Genomic DNA, 18,934 nt, shown 5'->3' with positions numbered 1-18,934 from the left:
TGCGGGACGCTTTTTTTTATGTAAACGGGATGTTTCCTCTAGGAGTGGTTGATTTCCATTCCAGGCTGCTCGCTTTTACCGGTGCGAGCGCCTATGTACCGGCGTAAACACCTGCCTATTTTCGAGGAGTCTCGCACCTTGCACTCCAATCAACTTGCAATGAAGATTTTTTACAAAGATGTTCTGGAAAGCAGCAATCTTTTGAATCACGATTTGTCTTAAAAAAACCGGCTTACCATAATGGTGAGCCGGTTTTCGTCTATTTAGTATCGGATCAGGAAGTACTTCTTCTTACCACGGCGGATGACGACAAATCGATCATCGATTCGCGAGTCTGCTCCAACAACTTTTTCAAGGTCCTGGCAGCGTTCGCCGTTAATGGAGATCGCTCCGTTTGTGATATCCTCGCGCGCCTGCCGTTTGGAAGGAGAAATCTTGCTTGCCACAAGCAAATTGATGAGTCCTATGTCCTCTTTAGATTCCATTTCAAAGGATGGAACATCTTTAAATCCTTGTTCAATCTCAGCTCCGGAAAGCTCGGAAAGCTGGCCGCTGAACAAAGCTTGTGAAATTTTGATGGCTTGTTCAAGGGCTGCATCCCCATGAACGAGAGCTGTCAGTTCTTCGGCAAGCGCTTTTTGAGCCGCACGTTTTTCAGGAGCGTTTTGTACCTGCTCCTCAAGTGCCTGGATCTCTTCTTCACTCTTGAACGAGAAGTATTTCAAGAATTTGACGACATCGCGGTCATCCGTGTTGATCCAGAACTGATAGAACTCGTACGGAGTGGTTTTTTCCGGATCCAGCCAGATTGCTCCGCCTTCCGTTTTACCAAACTTGGTTCCATCACTCTTTGTAACAAGCGGAATTGTCAGGCCAAATGCCTTCTCTTCTTCCCCTGCTTTTCGGATCAGTTCAAGCCCTGCAGTAATGTTCCCCCACTGGTCGCTTCCTCCCAGCTGAAGGCGGCAGTCCTTCTGGCGGTATAATTGCAGAAAATCATATGATTGCAGAATCATGTACGTAAACTCGGTAAAAGAAATTCCTGCTTCCAAACGGGATTCTACCGATTCTTTCGCGAGCATATAGTTCAGCGGGAAGTATTTACCCACATCACGAAGGAAGGTAATTACATCCATGTTCCCAATCCAGTCATAGTTATTGGCAATTTCCGCAGGATTGTTCTCAGCTTCGAAATCCAAAAACTTGGAAAGCTGGCCTTTGATGCGCTCGCTCCATTGCTCGACGACACTGGATTCATTCAGTGTGCGCTCCGCTTTTTTTCCGCTCGGATCACCAATCATCCCAGTGGCGCCTCCCACCAATGGAATAGGCTGGTGTCCTGCCTGCTGAAGGCGGCGCATTGTCATAATCACGAGAAGATGGCCGACATGCAAACTGTCCGCTGTCGGGTCAAACCCGCAGTAAAATGCTGTTTTTCCGCTGTTCAGTTTTTCTTCCAGACCTTCTCGGTCGGTCATCTGGTTGATCAGATTCCGGTATTCCAAATCTTGCAAGATTCCCATTAATGTTGCTCCTTTCATTGCATCCAATTAAAAAAGACAAATAAAAAACGCCCCCTGAATAAGGGACGTGATTATCGCGGTACCACCCTTGTTGAAGGAAAAATCCTTCCACTCATATCGGTTAACGGCTTTTCAACCGGTCTTTGCTACTGTATGTTCACAAAGAAAGCTCCAGGGTGTACTTCATAATCCGTCTGTGTACTGGTTTGCAGCGGCCACCAGCTTTCTGAAACAGGGAGACAGTTACTACTCATTCCTATCTTCGCTTCTTACTTATCCAATTAGCATATATTCTTCTTTTTACCATAGCTGAAGGGCGATGTCAATTCCTCTTCATTGACAAAATTGTACCCTCACTCCCTTCAAACGACAACGAATATGATATAATTAGTCAAATAGGGGGGAATTTACATATGTCTCATCTAGAGGTAATTAAGGAAAAATGGAGGCGCTTCATCGCCTACCTTAATGAGAAGAAAATTATCCAGGCCGCCGATAAAACATACACTTTTACATGGAACTTATTTTTAATCATCGTCGTTTTGATCTTGCTTGGCGGCTGTCTGGCAGCTGGAGCCGGTGCAGGCTTTCTGGCTTCACTTGTAAAAAATGAGCCGGTCAGGGCCGAAGCTACCATGAAAGAAGAGATTTACAACTACTCGACGACGAGTATGATGTACTTTAATGACAAATCAAAACTGGGCAACCTTCGGGCGGATTTGAACCGCGACGAGGTATCGTTAAAAAACATCTCCCCTTTTGTAAAAGATGCTGTCATCTCAACAGAAGATGAATATTTTTACGAGCACGAAGGTGTTGTTCCAAAAGCTATCATACGTGCCGTCATTCAGGAAGTAACAGGATCATCTAACCGCTCGGGAGGAAGTACGCTGACCCAGCAGCTGATCAAGAACCAAATCCTGACTAACGAAGTCTCCTTCGACCGGAAAGCAAAAGAAATTCTGCTGGCTCTTCGTCTGGAACACTTTTTTACGAAAGGGCAAATTCTCGAAGCATACTTGAATATTGTTCCTTTTGGACGCAGTTCATCCGGCCACAACGTCGCGGGCATACAGGCTGCTGCACAAGGGGTTTTTGGTGTGGATGCGAAGGATTTAAGTCTTCCGCAAGCCGCGTTTCTCGCCGGAATGCCGCAGAATCCATTTGTGTATTCTCCGTTTACGAACAGCGGGGATGTGAAAAAGGATATCAGCGCCGGAACGAACCGTATGAAAATCGTGCTCAAACGGATGCTCACTGCTGAAAAAATTACACCAGACCAGTATGAAAAAGCCATAAAGTATGATGTAAAAAAACATTTTACTAAGAAAAAAGAAAATTCCTATGAAAAATATCCGTATTTAAGCATGGAAGTCGAACGGCGTTCAGCGTCCATTTTAGCGGCACAGGCTGCGAAACAAGATGGTAAAAACTATTCCACGCTGAAGCGGAAGGAAAAGGACGAATACCGCCAAAACGCGTATGTACAGCTTCGCCAAAAAGGCTTGAAAATTTATACCACCATCAATAAAAAGATGTATGATGAAATGGAGAAAACGGCAAAGAACAAGTATCTCTTTGGATCTCCTCACACGGTACGCGTCAAAAATGACAAAGGAAAATGGGTGTATGTCCAGCAGCCCCAGGAAGTGGGATCCATTTTAATCGAAAATAAAACGGGAGCAATTCTCAGCTTTGTTGGCGGCCGCGACTATAACCGTGAGCAGTTGAACCATGCGACACAGGCATTACGCCAAAATGGATCAACCATGAAGCCGCTGCTCGCTTACGCGCCAGCCATTGAAGAAGGAAAAATGCAGCCGGGCTACATTATTCCGGATACACCTTTGACGATAGGTAAATATAATCCGCACAACTATGATAACCGGTACCATGGTCTTCTTTCGGCCAGAACTGCACTTGCAAAATCCTATAATATCCCAGCACTGAGAAGCTACTTGATGGCTGACCATGCCGATGCGTTCAACCGCCTGGAAAAAATGGGATTCTCTAGTATTGCGGAAGCAGATAAAAGCGCACCGTCAGTTGCCATCGGTGGTCTTACCCACGGGGTAACGGTTGAAGAAAACACAAATGCTTTCGCCACCTTCGCGAATCAAGGGAAGTTCGTGGATGCATACCTGATCAATAAGATCGTAGGAAAAGACGGGAAAGTCGTATATCAGCACAAAGTTAAACCGGTCACTGCTTATTCTCCACAGACTTCTTATCTGATCCTTGATATGATGAGAGATGTATTGAAACCGGGCGGAACAGCAGCGAGTATTCCAGGCAGACTGAATTTTTCTGCCGACTGGGCAGGAAAGACAGGAACCACATCTTCAGCGAAGGATTCCTGGTTCGTTGCCACCAACCCTAACGTAACTCTTGGTGTTTGGCATGGCTATGACAAGCCGGATGCCCTTCCGGCCGGACAACAGCATATCAGCCAGACCTTGTGGGCGGCTTTTGCGAATGATGCCTATAAATACGCGCCTTCACTGATTGCTCCTAAAGAGCGGTTCAGCATGCCGTCTGGTATCGTAAGAAAAGAAATATGCGGCATTTCCGGAAAGCTTCCATCTGATCTTTGCCGAAAAGCCGGATTGGTCACAACCGATTTATTTAATGTGAAATATGCGCCTAATTCAAAAGACAACAGTCTGGATACCGGCCTTTATGTCATTGCGAACGGCAAAAAATACAAGGCGTCTGATTCTACACCAAAAGAGTTTACGAAAAATGGTGTAATGGTCGGTGAGGAATTATTTAATGGTGTGGATTTGAAAGAAGCTGCCGGCGTAGATGCCGGAGATCTCCTCCCTGACAAAAGCTTGCCGGAAAACGGCAAAGCGCCTGGTACGGTCAGCGGAATATCGGTTAAAGACGGTAAGCTATCCTGGTCGTCCTCAGGTGAGAGCGATGTGATCGGTTACCGCATCTATCAGGCTTCCGGCACCAGTGGATCCTTTAAGAAGATTGGTAGCGTGACGTCAGACCATACCTCCCTGTCTGCCCCTTCAGGTGTACTCTATGTCACCGCAGTGGACATTGCAGGCAAGGAATCGTCTCCTTCGGAAAAAGTCACCTACGGTACGAAAAAACAGGAATCCACCGATAAAGACAAAAAAAAGGAAGATTCTAAAAAGGAATCCAAAAAAGATACAAAAGAAGAGCCCGAGAAAGAGAAACCAAAGGAAAAGAAACCAACCGAAGAAAAACCGTCCGATAAGCCAAAGAAACCATCTGATGAACAGAATACCGATAAAAAGGAAACAGAAAACCCCTCGAATTGATCGAGGGGTTTTTCATATCTTCTTTTCTTTTAGTCTTCCATCGTGGACAGGTCGCCAGTCGGAAGGTCGAGCTCCCATGCTTTCAATACGCGTCTCATAATTTTACCGCTTCTTGTTTTAGGCAGTTTGTCACGGAATTCAATTTCTCTTGGCGCTGAATGGGCAGCAAGGCCGGATTTTACAAATGAACGGATCTCTTCAATCAGCTCATCGCTTGGCGAATATCCTTCCCTTAGTGCAATAAACGCCTTGATCACTTCACCGCGCACTGGATCGGGTTTTCCGATAACACCCGCTTCTGAAACCGCCGGATGTTCGACGAGCTTGCTTTCCACTTCAAACGGACCTACCCGTTCACCGGACGTCATAATCACATCATCGATTCTTCCCTGGAACCAGAAGTATCCTTCCTCGTCCATATAAGCCGAGTCTCCGGAAACATACCAGCCGCCAGGTGTAAAATAAGATTCATACTTTTGCGGATTATTCCAAATGGCCCTCATCATGGAAGGCCAGCCTTTCTTAATGGCCAGATTCCCCATTCGGTTTGGCGGAAGCACGTTATCCTGGTCGTCGATAATGGCCGCTTCAATGCCAGGGAATGGTTTCCCCATGGAGCCAGGTTTAATTTCCACTGCCGGATAGTTACTGATCAGTTGGGCTCCTGTTTCCGTCATCCACCAGTTATCATGAATTCTAAGACTGAAGACCTTCATTCCCCAACGTACAACTTCAGCATTGAGCGGTTCACCGACGCTCAGTACATGGCGCAGCGAGGAAAGATCAAAACGCTTCACGACCTCATCTCCTGCTCCCATCAGCATACGGAATGCCGTTGGTGCACTATACCAGACGGTTACACCATATTTTTCGATCGTGCCATACCAATCTTCCGGACTGAAGCGGCCGCCGCGAATCACATTGGATGCTCCGTTCAGCCATGGACCGAAAATACCGTAGGATGTTCCGGTCACCCAGCCTGGATCGGCGGTGCACCAGTATACATCAGAATCTTTCAAGTCGAGCACCCATTTGGCTGTCTGGTAATGCTGAATCATGGCATTATGAACATGCAATACGCCCTTTGGTTTTCCGGTAGATCCGGAGGTATAGTGAAGGATTAAACCGTCTTCGCGGTCTACCCATTCGATATCAAGATGCTTGTCAGCTTTTTCCATTCTGCTGAAAAAGTCCACATATAGCCCCTCTTCTTTCACATCCTCCCCTACAAGAACAACATGCTTGAGATGAGGCAGTTCGCTTACAGGTACACGCTCCAGGAGCTGAGGAGTGGTAATGAGCACTTTTGCCTCACTGTCTTCCAAGCGGTCCCTGACAGCCCCCTCCATGAATGCTTCAAACAACGGGCCAACGATCGCTCCAACTTTTACCGCACCCAAAAGTGCAAAGTACAGCTCGGGAGAACGAGGCATAAAAATAAACACCCTGTCCCCTTTTTCAACATCAAGCTGACGGAGCATATTCCCTGCCCGGTTGGACATTTCCTTCAAATCGCGGAATGTGTATTTTTCATCTCTTTTTTGATCAGAAAAATAAAGAGCGACTTTATTTTTTCTGTTCCCTTCCGCATGCCTGTCCACTGCTTCATAGGCCAGATTGACTCGCCCCGTTTCATACCAGGAGAATTCTTTTTCAACTTCGGTCCAGTCAAATGCATCATATGCTGTTTGATAATCTTCCAGATTAAAATTACCTTTGATACTAGGAAGCGCTTCCACCTTCATCTGTCAATCTCCTCCAATGCCAATAGATATATACATACTAAGTATATCATATAGGTTCAAAATATTTAAATTTATTAGAAATGTCAAATCTGACTGTCTTGAAATCCCTTACAAATCTTTTTTGTTATGTATAATGGAAGTAGATGAATTTTTACTTGGGTGGTGTATACATGAATCATATTAAAACTTACAATTGCCTTGCTGTTGATACACCTTCAGGCAAGGTTATTATTGAGGGTCCCATCTCGCCGGAACATCTGGCCGGTTACGAATTTCATGCCGGACTAAAAGCGTTCAGGCCCTCACCTCAGCAGCATGAAGCTCTTATCGAAATCGCCGGCCTTGATGAAGGAAGGATTATTATTGCCAGAACAAAGGATACCATCATCGGTTACGTTACATACGTTTATCCTGATCCAATGGAACGATGGTCACATGGCAATATGGAAAATCTTCTTGAGCTTGGAGCGATCGAAGTCATTTCTGATTACCGGAATTATAAAATAGGGAAAAGCCTGTTAAAGGTGTCCATGATGGATGACAGCATGGAAGATTATATTATTATTACGACGGAGTATTACTGGCATTGGGATTTAATAGGCACCGGTTTATCGGTGTGGGATTACCGAAAAGTCATGGAAAAAATGATGAACGCCGGCGGTTTGGAATATATGGCAACCGATGATCCCGAGATCAGTTCCCACCCTGCAAACTGCTTAATGGTCAGATTCGGCAGCCGGGTTTCGATGGAGACCGTCCAGCAGTTTGACCGGATTCGGTTTCAGAACCGTTTCATGTATTAACTATTCCTACCCAAAGACATAGCGTTCCAGAAAGCCACAGAAAGGGGAAATAAAGATGATTGTTCAGGATATGATGAATAAAAAGCCCGTTACCGCACGGCCCGAAACAACCATTGTGGAGGCCCTGCTTACGCTAAAAAAACACCGGATCAGACACCTGCCCATTATTGTCGAGGATGGATCATTGGCAGGGATCATTTCCGACCGTGACCTCAGGGATGCCAGCCCTTCCATCTTTGATGCAGCCGATCATGCGGACAAGTTGGAACGGCCGATATCGGAGATCATGGTAAAGGATGTGATTACCGCCCATCCCCTTGATTTTGCAGAAGATCTTCTCAGTGTTTTTTATGAGCATCAAATCGGCTGTGTCCCTGTGCTTGAGCATGAAAAACTGGTCGGGGTCATTACTGAACGTGACATGCTGTACACATTGATCCAATTGACCGGCGCCCATCAGCCGAGCTCCCATCTGGAAGTTAAAGTTGAAAACATAGCCGGACAGCTGGCAGATGTTGCCTCGCTGATCAAGAAATTTAAAATCAATATCAATAGTGTGCTTGTCTATCCGGGCAAGCAGGACGACAGCCAAAAAATCCTTGTCCTGCGCATTGGAACGATGAATCCTTACCGAATTGCTTCAGAATTAAGGCAGAATGGTTATGACGTCATTTGGCCGCAGGAACCGGAAGTGGGACAATGAAAAAGCCTGTTTTTGTTTATTCCGATGATCTGCTGCGTTACAAATTCAATGAAGGGCATCCCTTCAACCAATTGCGCGTCAAGCTGACCTATGATCTGCTGCGCATGTCTGATGCACTGAATGAGAGCCATATCGTACAGCCCCGAATGGCAACCGATGAAGAGCTCGCACTCATCCATGATACGGCTTATATCGAAGCCGTAAAAAAAGCAGGGGATGGGACCTTAAAAGGAGCTGCAGCAGAAAATTACGGACTTGGGACTGAGGATACCCCGATTTTTTCCGGCATGCATGAAGCAAGCGCGTGGATAGTGGGTGCGACCCTGACAGCTGCTGAGATGGTGATGGAAGGCAAAGCAACGTATGGATTTAATGCAAGCGGGGGACTTCATCACGGATTTCGCGGAAAAGCTTCGGGTTTTTGTGTTTACAATGACAGCGCTGTAGCCATTGCTTATTTGAAAAAGAAGTACGGTGCGAGAGTGCTTTATATTGATACGGATGCCCATCATGGAGACGGGGTGCAATGGTCCTTTTATGAAGACCCGGACGCCTGTACCCTTTCAATACATGAGACTGGCCGGTATCTGTTTCCGGGCACCGGAAACGTCACGGAGAAGGGTCAAAGCGACGGTTACGGCTACTCCTTTAACCTCCCCGTGGATGCCTTTACAGAAGATGAATCATGGCTTGAATTGTATGAAACGGCGGTCCATGAAGTGGCCTCCTTTTTCAAGCCTGATGTCATTCTGTCTCAGAATGGTGCAGATGCCCACTATTACGATCCATTGACCCACCTGTCGGTAACGATGAAATCCTATCATGCCATCCCCAGGATCGCAAAGGCAGCGGCCGACCGGTTTTGCGGCGGAAAGTGGATCGCCACCGGGGGTGGTGGTTATGATATCTGGAGGGTCGTTCCACGCGCCTGGTCTGAAATCTGGCTGGCGATGAACGATATGGATTTGGAAGGATCACTTCCCATGGAATGGATTGAAAAGTGGCAAAAAGCAGCTCCAGTCACCCTGCCACTTACATGGGAAGACCCGCCCGGTTTGTATAAACCGATTCCCCGAAAACCTGAAATCATGGAAAAAAACAGCCTGACCTTAAGCAAGGCATTACACCATATCCGGGACAGCAGAAAAAAGACCTGACGCAAACATGCATCAGGTCTTTCCAATTATTAAATGGCTTTCAGCATCTCTTCTACCATGTCAGAAGACCGCTTCGCGGCAAGCTTTGTAAACTCAGTAAAGTTGACAGCTGCTTCGCCATTGGCCTTGTCCGAGATCGAACGGATCACGACAAAGGGAACGTCATTTAAAAAAGCAGTCTGTGCCACAGCGGAGCCTTCCATTTCAATGCACGCACCGTCAAAAAGCTGATAATACTTTTCCACAAGTGTGCGGCTTGCAATAAACTGATCCCCGCTTAGGATCCTTCCCTTTCTGACAGAAACTCCGGATACCTTTGCCGCTGCTTTTTCCGCCAGATCCACAAGGCCTGGGTCTGCCGCAAAATCCGACTCATACCTAAACATGGGAATGGTTCCTTGCGGAAAATCCGAACTTAATGCGGAGGCATCGATATCATGCTGCATGGCACTTGTTGAAATCACAATATCTCCAATTTCAAGCTCAGGATGCAAGGCCCCAGCGACGCCGGTAAACATGATATGTGTCACGTTAAACCGGTCCACCAAAAGCTGTGTCACGACTGCCGCATTCACTTTTCCCACACCCGACTTGCAAAGGACGACTTCTTTGTTGGCGTAGGTTCCTTCATAGAAGGTGGTTTTCGCATAATTGTTTTCCCCATAAATATCAAGAGCCTGTTTCATATAATGGATTTCTTCATCCATCGCTCCAATAATACCGATTCTCAAAACTCTCACACCTCTGTAGCGTCTATTGTTCGTTGTTCTTTGTTGTATTTCTGAATTGAATACGGTGAGGAAGCACAACGGTATTCTCCTCGACTTTTTCTTTGTTCATGAGCTTTGTCAATAGACGCATCGCAACCGCTCCGATATCATACATAGGCTGTACCACAGTTGAAAGGGTTGGTCTTACCATCGTAGCCAGTCGTGTATTATCAAAGCCGATCACTTCAAGATCCCCAGGAACTGTGATTCCTTTATCCTGTGCGCCATGAATAACTCCCAGCGCCATTTCATCTGTCCCTACAAAAATGGCTGTAGGCACATTTCCGCTTTCAAGGAAGGTTTCCACGGCTTCAATTCCAGAATCATACGTGTAATCGCCGACAAAAATCTGTTTTTCATCCACCTTTTTCCCGGCATCCTCCATTGCTTTACGGAAGCCTGTGAACTTGTGATAGCCGTTGATGGGATCCTCCAGCGGGCCGGTTACCATCGCGACTGAGTCATGGCCTGATTTTAACAGATGCTCAACCGCATCATACACAGCCTGCTGATAATCGATATTAACTGACGGGATTTCATTGTTCATATCTACGGTTGCCGCCATTACAATCGGCACGGGAGATTTTTTAAATTCTTCCACATGCTCATCTGTAATTTTACCTCCCATAAAGACGATGCCATCCACTTGCTTTCCGAGCAATGTATTTAAAAGATGAATTTCTTTATCTTTGTTCTGGTCAGAATTACATAAGATAATATTGTATTTATACATGGTCGCGATATCTTCAATACCCCTCGCAAGCTCCGCAAAAAAGATGCTCGCGATATCGGGGATAATCACGCCGACGGTTGTTGTCTTTTTACTGGCAAGCCCCCTTGCCACCGCGTTTGGTCGGTAACCTAGACGTTCAATCGCTTCAAGCACCTTTTTCCTTGTAGATGGTTTAACATTTGGGTTTCCATTAACGACACGGGAAACAGTTGCCATTGAGACGCCTGCTTCACGTGCCACATCATAAATTGTTGTATTCAATTTAGTAATCCTCCTTTAATTCCACAATCCAGACAGGTTATGTAATGTTATTGCTATCATACAGTAAAGGACTGCTGTTAGGCAACGAAAAGCCCGTACACTGCCATATTCCACTGTATAAAAGTGAACATTTTCCAACTTTCTTGTTTAGTTTTCTCCAATCCTTAAAAGTCCATTCAAAACAGGAAAGCCGGCTGATTTCAGCCGGCTTTCTCTTATTTGTTTGATTCTTGCTGATTAACAATTTTCCCATCTTTAAAGAAGCGAAGCAAGTCACCATACACCACTTTATCAGAGAGGTTCAGATCTTTGGCTGCCTTTTCTTTTGCAGGCTTACAGAGTTTATTCGCTACCTCCTGCCCATCAGACTGTCTGTAGCATTTCTCTTTTTCACCTGCATAAACATAGTCTTTCGTTATGGCACTGCCATCTCTCTGAACTGTAAATTCGTCACGGTCCGGAGAAAAGAGGTCAGATCCAAACTGGATGTCACCTTTCGTTTTAATGCCAAGCAGATGCAGAATCGTTGGCTTTAAATCAATTTCTCCCCCGATGGTATGCATTACTTTACCTTTTTGCCCCGGCACATGGATGAACAAAGGGGTTTCCTGAAGCTTAAGGTGTTCATATGGTGTTACTTCCTTGCCCAGGATTTTGCTCATTGCTTTATTATGGTTCTCGGAGATTCCGTAGTGGTCACCGTACAGGATAATGACAGAATTGTCATAGAGTCCTGAAGCTTTCAACTGCTGGAAGAATTGCTTCAAGGCTTCATCCTGATAGCGCGCAGTTACAAAGTAATTATCTACTGTAGGATCTCCGGTATCAGCCGGCTGGATGCTCTTCTCCTGTTCATTGTTCAAGATGAACGGGTGATGGTTGGTCAGCGTGATGAACTTGCTGTAAAACGGCTGTTTCAAATTCTCAAGCATCGGCATGGACTGCTTGAAAAATTCCTTATCCTTCAGGCCGTAGTTTACCGAGTTCTCATCGTTCACATTATAGTAAGGCTTAGAGTAAAACTTGTTATATCCTAGCGTGTTGTACATCATGTCACGGTTCCAGAAACTTTTGTTGTTGGCATGGAACACAACCGGGTTATAGCCTTTTTGTTTCACGATCTCCGGTGTGGCATGAAATTTATTTTGCGCTTTCGTTGAATATACAGATCCTCCAGGCAGTCCATACAGCGAGTTATCAATCAAAAACTCCGCATCGGACGTTTTGCCCTGTCCAGTATTGTGATAAAAATTATCAAAGTAATAACTTTTCTTGGTCAGGTCATTCAAGAAAGGTGTAACTTCCTGACCGTTGATTTTCTTGTTGATCAAAAAGTTCTGGGTGGATTCCATGGATACAAGAATCACATTTTTACCTTTGGCCGCCCCAAACATTTTTGGATCCGGTTTTTTGTATTGCGAATCCGAATAGTTCTTCACCTCAGCCAAATCATTACTGTCTGCTAATGCACGCTGTGTAGACGACTTGGTGTTCAATACCGCGTCATATACATGATAGTTATAAACACCCATCAGCTTAACCAGAATGGCCCGGTCAAATGTACGGGTCAGCAGCTCGGGACGCTGAATTTCCGCCATCCCAAGGTTCGCCAAAAAGATGCTGAGTGCTGAAATAAAAACAAGACCAATGGTTTTCTTTTTCAATTTTTCCACAGGTTTTACTTTCTTGGTTAATACAATGGTCAATAACAGTAGAAAGTCCAAAAAATATAAAATATCAAGCGGATGCATCAGGCTTTGTGCACTTCCGCCGAGATCGCCAAAGTTTTTAAATTGAAACAGGACCGGTATTGTAATGAAGTCATCAAAGAACCGGTGGTACACAATATTGGCGTATAAAATAAAGGACATTATAAAATGAATCGTAAGCAACGCTTTATTCCTGCTCTTTGCCGGAGCAAACAAACTCAGCCCCAGGAAAAACAATGCGGAACTGAGCGGTGTAATCACCAGGATGATCTCTTGCATCACGTTCTCAAGATCAAGGTTCAATCCAACCCTGAAGGCGATGTACGATTTTACCCAAAGAAGGATAACCGCCAGCAGAAAAAAGCTTAAAGATCGTTTAGTTGAATTTTGTATGTTCGTTTGTTGTTCAAGTTTATTCATCATTGATTTTCCTCCTCAAAAAAAAAGAAAATGACCCCGCTACAAATTGACCCATTTGCAGTGTTTCAGGTTCACCCTACCCATTATACGGAGTTCAATGAGGAAGTAAAAAACTTCTTATCGTGATTCTTTTAGGTATTTTCTTTTGTAACTACCAGTGTCCAACTCATACAGGTCATTCTTTAAATCCCTTTATTATGCTTCATTATCCTCCAAATTGCACAAAACACCTTTCCTTAATATTCTTGGCCATCCATATAAAAGAAAAGCCCCCATTTAACAGAGGGCTTTATCCTTATACCATTACTTTATTATGCTTATATAAACCGCTCTTTTCGAGCTCATTGACAAAGTGTTCAAATTCCGTAAAGTTCATTTGCTGGGAAGCATCCGATAATGCCTGCTTCGGGTTAGGATGGACCTCGGCCATCACGCCATCAGCTCCGATGGCCAAAGCGGCTTTGGCTGCCGGCACCAGCAAATCCTTTCTTCCCGTTGAATGGGTAACATCCACCATCACCGGAAGATGGGTTTCTTGCTTTAGAAGGGGCACGGCGGTGATATCAAGCGTATTTCTGGTTGCTTTTTCATACGTTCGAATACCGCGTTCACAAAGAATGATTTGATCATTACCGTGGACCATAATGTATTCCGCGGCATGAATAAACTCATCGATCGTAGCGGCAAGTCCTCTTTTTAGTAAAATCGGTTTTTTTGTCCTCCCTGCTTCTTTCAGCAGCTCGAAGTTTTGCATGTTTCTGGCACCAATCTGAATCACATCCAGATAGCCGGCAGCCATTTCAAGATCTCTCGGATCCACAATCTCACTGATCACAGCTAGCCCGTGTCGGTTGCCTGCCTGCTTTAATAACCGCAGGCCTTCTTCACCGAGCCCTTGAAAATCATATGGCGATGTTCTTGGTTTAAACGCTCCGCCCCGCAAAAAATGCAAGCCCCGGGCCTTGACTGCCCCGGCTGCCGCGTCCACTTGCTCTGCACTTTCCACAGCACACGGGCCGGCAACCAATTGTGGTTGTCCACCGCCAATTTCTTTTCCAGCAACAGTTACGACGGTATTTTCCGGTTTGTTTTTTCGTGATACGAGAAGTTCGGGTAATTTAGCAGGCTTCCCGGCCGGTCCAATCTGATCCAGCAGCTTGAACAAGCCGATCAGAGTTTCCTTGCTTAATGCACCTTTTGAATGGAGATTCATTCGTTCAAGCACCTTATCTGCCCTTTCCGGCCGTAAATCCTTATTCTTTTGAAGCAGGATCTCTCGTTGATTCACAAGATCGATCAACTGCAAATCCAGATCATCCAACTGGTCTCTCAGCTCATCTAACGTATTCTGTCTCATCTAATCTCTCCTCTGCTCTGTAAACAATTTGGGTCATGCAATTTCATTATAATCCTATGACCTTCGTTTGAAAACCATCTGCACCCATAAAAAAAAACCCGAGTCGCCCCGGGGTTTAACTAAAAGATTGTTGCCAAGAGAAGATTCTTTTAAGTTTCATCATCGATCTAGTTGATTGGAGTGCAGGGTGCCCTGCGAAAGCAGGTGTTTACGCCGGTGAAAGCGAGCATACTGGAACAGGAAATCAACTACTCAAAAAGCAACATTGTAAAGCTTAAGAAAAGAGCTATAAAAGCGATTATTTGCCCAACTGCTCACTGAGCGATGAGTAGGTAATGGAATAATGAGATGCATCCCACTTCACCTCACCTTTTTCAAAAAGAAGGGCTTGAGGTGATTCGTGCTTCACCCCAAAATTTTCCGCAATTTCATTAGACAGCGGACGGGCTTCCTGAACGTTCAAATAAAAAATGGGGTTATCCTGCTCTGCGGCAAACTTTTGGTATTCCTGAAACGCAGCATGGCTGATTGGGCATGTTGTGCTGTTCTTTAATAAAAACAATTTTTCATTTTCACTAACTGCCTGTTTAAATTCCTCTGAAGTTGAAAGTTTAACGAGTGACATATGTAATTCCTCCCTGGGTGAATCATAAATCCATGAAAAAACGAAGAAGGATGCTTCTTCGTTTATCTTCATCTGATTTTGTGTAATCAATACTTATTTTTTACCAAATCATCTTCCGTTGCAAGAGGATCCGGCTGGCGTGTGGCTTCTTCTTCCACTTGAGTAGTAATTTCACCATACGCATCAACGCTCTCATCGAGTACCTCCTGTCCTTTGTTTCTCCAATTGTTCAAATCACGGCGTATGCTGGTCGAAAGTTCTTTCACTTTGCCGGCTACTTGATTGGACTGTTCAGAAACGGTGCGGGCAATATTAGAGGATTTGTCTTTTGCCATTGAAGACCATTCTGTGCTTTTGTCCCTGATCGTACCTGCTTGATCAGAAAGATCATTTCTCAATTCTTTGCCGCTTTTGGGCGCCATGAGGAGGGCGGAGGCTGCACCTACAATTCCGCCAACTAGAGCTCCAATAATAAAATCTTTACTGTTGATGTTTTGATTATTGTTTTCGTTACTCATTCTAAACTCCTCCTTTATTGATATTGTCTTCTTTGGGATGTTTGCTGCGTAGAATCAACGCCGGCTTTCTTGATTTTCCACTTTTCCCACAAGTTGATGGCTACATTTCCCCATTGAACCGCCTGGGAAATATTTTCTGACTGCCGTTCAGCACCTGTTGTGATTTTCTCTGTGACCTTGCGTACAGATTCGTTGACATTATGAATGGAACTGCCAAGATCCTGCACTGCTGAGAACACAGTGTTCAATGAAGCAGCTTTCGTTTGTACATCTTCTGCCAATTTGTTGGTTTTGTGAAGCAATTGAGCCGTCTCTGATGTAACACCATTCAATTGAGTTTCAAGGCCGTCTACAGTCTTAGCCACGTTATCAAGCGTTACTGTAAGTGATTTTAGCGTACGTGCCAAGAAGATTACTAGGACGACAAAAGCTAGGGCAATGATGAGTACACTGATGGGTATAAGTATGTTCATGTTTCCACGACACCTCCTGAGTTAGATGCTTTTAAAATTACCCTATGCCAATAAAACTAAACATGTATGCTATATTCTATACTATTTTCAGAATTCCTGCTAAGGACAAGGGTTAGAAGATTACAAATTATTTAAATTACGTTAGAATAAATACGTTAGGCTTATTCACCATATAGAAGGGGGAAATTGCAGTGAGAGATCCACGTATCCAGCAATTGGCTAAAAACTTAATTACATATTCTGTTAATCTTCAAAAAGGAGAAAAAGTTCTGATTGAAAACTTTGGCTTTCAAAAAGAGCTTGTGAATGCACTCGTGCAGGAAGCTTATGCAGCCGGTGGTTTTCCGTTCGTATTGCTGAAAGACCATTCCGTTATGCGCCAGCAGTACATGAACGCTTCAGAAGAACAGATGAAAATCATCGCCAAGCATGAAGGTGACCTGATGGCTCAAATGGATGCCTATATCGGACTTCGTTCAGGCGACAATATTAATGAATTGTCCGATGTTCCAAGTGAACAGATGGCATTATATGAAAAAACGGTGCTTGCCATGCACCGTGAAATTCGCATCAAGAAAACAAAATGGGTTGTTCTTCGTTATCCGAATGCAGCCATGGCACAGCTTGCCAGCATGAGCACCGAAGCGTTTGAAGATTTCTATTTCCAGGTGTGTAACCTTGACTACAGCAAGATGAATGAAGCCATGAAATCTCTTGAAGATTTGATGAACCGCACGGATAAGGTCCATTTGAAGGGACCAGGAACTGATCTTACCTTCTCCATTAAAGATATTCCTGCTGTACGATGTGCAGGAGAAGCGAACATCCCGGATGGTGAAGTATACACAGCTCCTGTCAGAGATTCCATAAACGGAACCATCACCTATAACACACCATCTCCTTATCAGGGCTTTACATTTGAAAATGTGTCCCTGACATTTGAAAATGGGAAAATTGTAAACGCAACAGCCAACGATTCCGAACGAATCAACAAAATTTTTGATACCGATGAAGGGTCCCGATATATTGGTGAGTTTGCGATTGGCGTTAACCCTTATATTCAGCACCCGATGAAAGACATTCTGTTTGATGAAAAAATTGACGGAAGCTTCCACTTTACACCAGGACAGGCGTACGAAGAAGCCTACAACGGCAATGAGTCCAACATTCACTGGGATATGGTCATGATTCAGCGGCCGGATTACGGCGGCGGGGAAATCTATTTTGATGATGTTCTTATCCGTAAAGACGGTCGTTTCGTTCTTCCTGAACTTAACGTGCTTAATCCTGAAAACCTTAAATAAAACCCAAAAACGCCGGTTCGCACCCGGCGTTTTTTTCTTTTAGACTTATTGAAAAGGAGACTCATTTTGAGCCTCCTTTTTTGCTTCTATCCAATTTGTGTGCTTTTCCCTTGATGACCTTCCACGGTCTTTTCATAGGATTTTTGAAATTTTTGAATGTCCCCCGCTCCCATGAACAAAAGAATTCCATCTTTATGCTGTTCGAGAATCCCTACTTCTTCTTCGCTCAACAGCATTGCATTTGGAATTTGTTTCTGCAGGTCCTCAATGGAAAGACTGCCGGCATTTTCACGTGCCGATCCAAAAATATCGCATAAATAAACATAATCAGCTTTTCTTAAGCTCTCCCCGAATTCATGAAGGAACGTTTTCGTCCTTGTGAAGGTATGGGGCTGAAAAATAGCGACCACATCGCGATTTTTATACTTGTATTTGGTCGCTTCAATGGTTGCACTGATTTCAGTTGGATGATGAGCATAGTCATCAATCAGCACCTGGTCTCCGAATGGCTTTTCAGAGTAACGCCGTTTAACTCCGCCAAACGTTTTTAAACGATCGGCAATAACGTCCACATCTACATTTTCGTAATGACAAAGGGCGATAACGGCCAGAGCATTAAGAATGTTGTGTGTTCCGTATCCTGTGATCGTAAACGTGTGGTAGAACGTATTTCTTACAAATACATCAAATGTAGTCCCGTTCTCGTCCCGTTGAATGTTCGACGCCTGAAAATCATTATGATCTCCAAGTCCGTAAAATACGACAGGTACATTTGCATGGATTTGCTGAAGATATTGATCATCACCGCATGCGATGATTCCTTTTGTAACCTGCATCGCCATTTGCTGAAATGCGCTGATAACATCGTCAATATCTTTATAATAGTCAGGGTGATCAAAATCAATATTCGTCATAATTCCATACGCAGGCTCATAAGAAAGGAAGTGACGGCGGTATTCGCATGCTTCAAATACAAAATACGTGCTGTCTGCCACTCCTCGTCCGGTCCCGTCTCCGATCAAGAACGAAGTTGGCTCGGCTCCGCCAATTACATGGGCAAGCAATCCTGTTGTTGATGTTTTTCCGTGAGAACCTGTCACCGCAACTCCGGTATACTTCTTCACAAAGTCACCAAGAAAATGATGATAACGGTAAATCGGCAGGCCAAGTTCACGCGCTGCTACCAGCTCTTCATTGTCATCTGGAAACGCGTTTCCAGCAATGATGGTCTGGCCCTGTTTAATGTTATTCTTATCAAATGGCAGTATTGTAATCCCGCGCTCGTCTAGAGCCTGCTGGGTAAAGAAATACTTTTCAACATCCGATCCTTGAACTTCATGCTTCATGTCATGAAGTATTTGTGCCAAGGCACTCATCCCTGTACCTTTGATTCCCACAAAGTGATAATGTGTCATATAAAGACCTCCACAATCAAAAACCTTCTCAAGAATCACCTTTTTAGGCAACCCACTTTTCAAGGCCTATTTTCTGTTAGTATATGCCTGCTGCGATAGAGTGATAATCGAGCAAGCTGCAC

Annotated in this window: 15 protein-coding genes and 1 other annotated feature; of the genes, 5 read left to right on the top strand and 10 right to left on the bottom strand. The window is 44.6% G+C overall.

Translation table 11 applies throughout. The features are described 5' to 3' along the window. Nucleotides 1-263: 263 nt before the first annotated feature. Nucleotides 264-1,523: a tyrosine--tRNA ligase gene (gene tyrS, locus AS030_RS13925; RefSeq protein WP_061972473.1), complete on the bottom strand. Its 1,260-nt coding sequence runs from the start codon at nt 1,521-1,523 to the stop codon at nt 264-266. Between the two features lie 58 nt (nt 1,524-1,581). Continuing rightward, nucleotides 1,582-1,795 (bottom strand) — a binding site (T-box leader). 141 nt (nt 1,796-1,936) lie between these two features. Between tyrS and AS030_RS13920 the strand changes: the two genes are divergently transcribed. Then, a complete protein-coding gene (locus AS030_RS13920; RefSeq protein ID WP_061972472.1) occupies nt 1,937-4,819 on the top strand; it encodes a transglycosylase domain-containing protein in 2,883 nt (960 codons plus the stop codon). 29 nt (nt 4,820-4,848) lie between these two features. Here the strand turns inward: AS030_RS13920 and acsA are convergent, their stop codons facing one another. Next, nucleotides 4,849-6,564 carry an acetate--CoA ligase gene (gene acsA, locus AS030_RS13915; RefSeq protein WP_061972471.1) on the bottom strand — a complete coding sequence of 572 codons (1,716 nt, stop codon included), beginning with the start codon at nt 6,562-6,564 and terminating at the stop codon, nt 4,849-4,851. A 170-nt stretch (nt 6,565-6,734) separates the two neighbouring features. On the opposite strand from acsA, the gene AS030_RS13910 reads away from it, so the two are divergent. The 3 genes from AS030_RS13910 to AS030_RS13900 are packed head-to-tail and all read left to right on the top strand — an operon-like array spanning nt 6,735 to nt 9,227. After that, nucleotides 6,735-7,367, top strand: coding sequence for a GNAT family N-acetyltransferase (locus AS030_RS13910; RefSeq protein WP_061972470.1), 633 nt, complete (start codon nt 6,735-6,737; stop codon nt 7,365-7,367). Nucleotides 7,368-7,422: 55 nt separating this feature from the next. Further along, on the top strand, nt 7,423-8,070 hold the full coding sequence (locus AS030_RS13905) for an acetoin utilization AcuB family protein (protein WP_061972469.1): 648 nt from the start codon (nt 7,423-7,425) through the stop codon (nt 8,068-8,070). After that, the gene (locus AS030_RS13900; RefSeq protein ID WP_061972468.1) at nt 8,067-9,227 is read left to right on the top strand and encodes an acetoin utilization protein AcuC; all 1,161 of its coding nucleotides are present in this window, start codon (nt 8,067-8,069) and stop codon (nt 9,225-9,227) included. Before AS030_RS13905 ends, AS030_RS13900 begins: the two co-directional genes overlap by 4 nt. A gap of 29 nt (nt 9,228-9,256) precedes the next feature. Here the strand turns inward: AS030_RS13900 and AS030_RS13895 are convergent, their stop codons facing one another. The 7 genes from AS030_RS13895 to AS030_RS13865 all read right to left on the bottom strand — a co-directional run bounded on the left by AS030_RS13895 (nt 9,257) and on the right by AS030_RS13865 (nt 16,093). After that, complete coding sequence (locus AS030_RS13895) at nt 9,257-9,967, bottom strand: 5'-methylthioadenosine/adenosylhomocysteine nucleosidase (RefSeq protein WP_338082333.1); 711 nt, start codon at nt 9,965-9,967, stop codon at nt 9,257-9,259. A 13-nt stretch (nt 9,968-9,980) separates the two neighbouring features. Further along, nucleotides 9,981-10,991: a catabolite control protein A gene (ccpA, locus tag AS030_RS13890; protein ID WP_061972466.1), complete on the bottom strand. Its 1,011-nt coding sequence runs from the start codon at nt 10,989-10,991 to the stop codon at nt 9,981-9,983. Between the two features lie 215 nt (nt 10,992-11,206). Then, nucleotides 11,207-13,123 (bottom strand): LTA synthase family protein, encoded by a 1,917-nt coding sequence (locus AS030_RS13885; protein WP_240482344.1) that lies wholly within the window; start codon nt 13,121-13,123, stop codon nt 11,207-11,209. A gap of 292 nt (nt 13,124-13,415) precedes the next feature. Further along, nucleotides 13,416-14,477: a bifunctional 3-deoxy-7-phosphoheptulonate synthase/chorismate mutase gene (locus AS030_RS13880; RefSeq protein WP_061972465.1), complete on the bottom strand. Its 1,062-nt coding sequence runs from the start codon at nt 14,475-14,477 to the stop codon at nt 13,416-13,418. 298 nt (nt 14,478-14,775) lie between these two features. Continuing rightward, a complete protein-coding gene (gene ytxJ / locus AS030_RS13875; RefSeq protein WP_061972464.1) occupies nt 14,776-15,102 on the bottom strand; it encodes a bacillithiol system redox-active protein YtxJ in 327 nt (108 codons plus the stop codon). Between the two features lie 86 nt (nt 15,103-15,188). Further along, nucleotides 15,189-15,620: a YtxH domain-containing protein gene (locus AS030_RS13870; protein ID WP_061972463.1), complete on the bottom strand. Its 432-nt coding sequence runs from the start codon at nt 15,618-15,620 to the stop codon at nt 15,189-15,191. A gap of 14 nt (nt 15,621-15,634) precedes the next feature. Then, nucleotides 15,635-16,093, bottom strand: a complete 459-nt coding sequence (locus tag AS030_RS13865; RefSeq protein WP_061972462.1) for a DUF948 domain-containing protein — start codon at nt 16,091-16,093, stop codon at nt 15,635-15,637. 191 nt (nt 16,094-16,284) lie between these two features. Between AS030_RS13865 and AS030_RS13860 the strand changes: the two genes are divergently transcribed. Further along, nucleotides 16,285-17,397 (top strand): aminopeptidase, encoded by a 1,113-nt coding sequence (locus AS030_RS13860; protein ID WP_061972461.1) that lies wholly within the window; start codon nt 16,285-16,287, stop codon nt 17,395-17,397. An 86-nt stretch (nt 17,398-17,483) separates the two neighbouring features. On the opposite strand, the gene murC is transcribed toward AS030_RS13860, so the two are convergent. Beyond that, entirely contained in the window at nt 17,484-18,812 is a 1,329-nt protein-coding gene (gene murC, locus AS030_RS13855) for a UDP-N-acetylmuramate--L-alanine ligase (RefSeq protein WP_061972460.1), read from the bottom strand. Nucleotides 18,813-18,934: the final 122 nt, after the last annotated feature.

The sequence above is a fragment of the Fictibacillus enclensis genome, from assembly GCF_001457035.1.
GTDB lineage: Bacteria > Bacillota > Bacilli > Bacillales > Fictibacillaceae > Fictibacillus_C > Fictibacillus_C enclensis.
Note: the sequence above shows the minus strand (reverse complement) of the source record. Positions and strands in the feature narration are given on the sequence as shown.

What these genes read in the sequence shown, in the direction of transcription:
- acsA (WP_061972471.1), bottom strand. Translation starts at nt 6,564, where the DNA reads ATGAAGGTGGAAGCGCTTCCTAGTATCAAAGGTAATTTTAATCTGGAA.
- AS030_RS13880 (WP_061972465.1), bottom strand. Translation starts at nt 14,477, where the DNA reads ATGAGACAGAATACGTTAGATGAGCTGAGAGACCAGTTGGATGATCTG.
- AS030_RS13865 (WP_061972462.1), bottom strand. Translation starts at nt 16,093, where the DNA reads ATGAACATACTTATACCCATCAGTGTACTCATCATTGCCCTAGCTTTT.
- murC (WP_061972460.1), bottom strand. Translation starts at nt 18,812, where the DNA reads ATGACACATTATCACTTTGTGGGAATCAAAGGTACAGGGATGAGTGCC.
- AS030_RS13870 (WP_061972463.1), bottom strand. Translation starts at nt 15,620, where the DNA reads ATGAGTAACGAAAACAATAATCAAAACATCAACAGTAAAGATTTTATT.
- ytxJ (WP_061972464.1), bottom strand. Translation starts at nt 15,102, where the DNA reads ATGTCACTCGTTAAACTTTCAACTTCAGAGGAATTTAAACAGGCAGTT.
- AS030_RS13905 (WP_061972469.1), top strand. Translation starts at nt 7,423, where the DNA reads ATGATTGTTCAGGATATGATGAATAAAAAGCCCGTTACCGCACGGCCC.
- tyrS (WP_061972473.1), bottom strand. Translation starts at nt 1,523, where the DNA reads ATGGGAATCTTGCAAGATTTGGAATACCGGAATCTGATCAACCAGATG.
- AS030_RS13910 (WP_061972470.1), top strand. Translation starts at nt 6,735, where the DNA reads ATGAATCATATTAAAACTTACAATTGCCTTGCTGTTGATACACCTTCA.
- AS030_RS13885 (WP_240482344.1), bottom strand. Translation starts at nt 13,123, where the DNA reads ATGATGAATAAACTTGAACAACAAACGAACATACAAAATTCAACTAAA.
- AS030_RS13920 (WP_061972472.1), top strand. Translation starts at nt 1,937, where the DNA reads ATGTCTCATCTAGAGGTAATTAAGGAAAAATGGAGGCGCTTCATCGCC.
- AS030_RS13900 (WP_061972468.1), top strand. Translation starts at nt 8,067, where the DNA reads ATGAAAAAGCCTGTTTTTGTTTATTCCGATGATCTGCTGCGTTACAAA.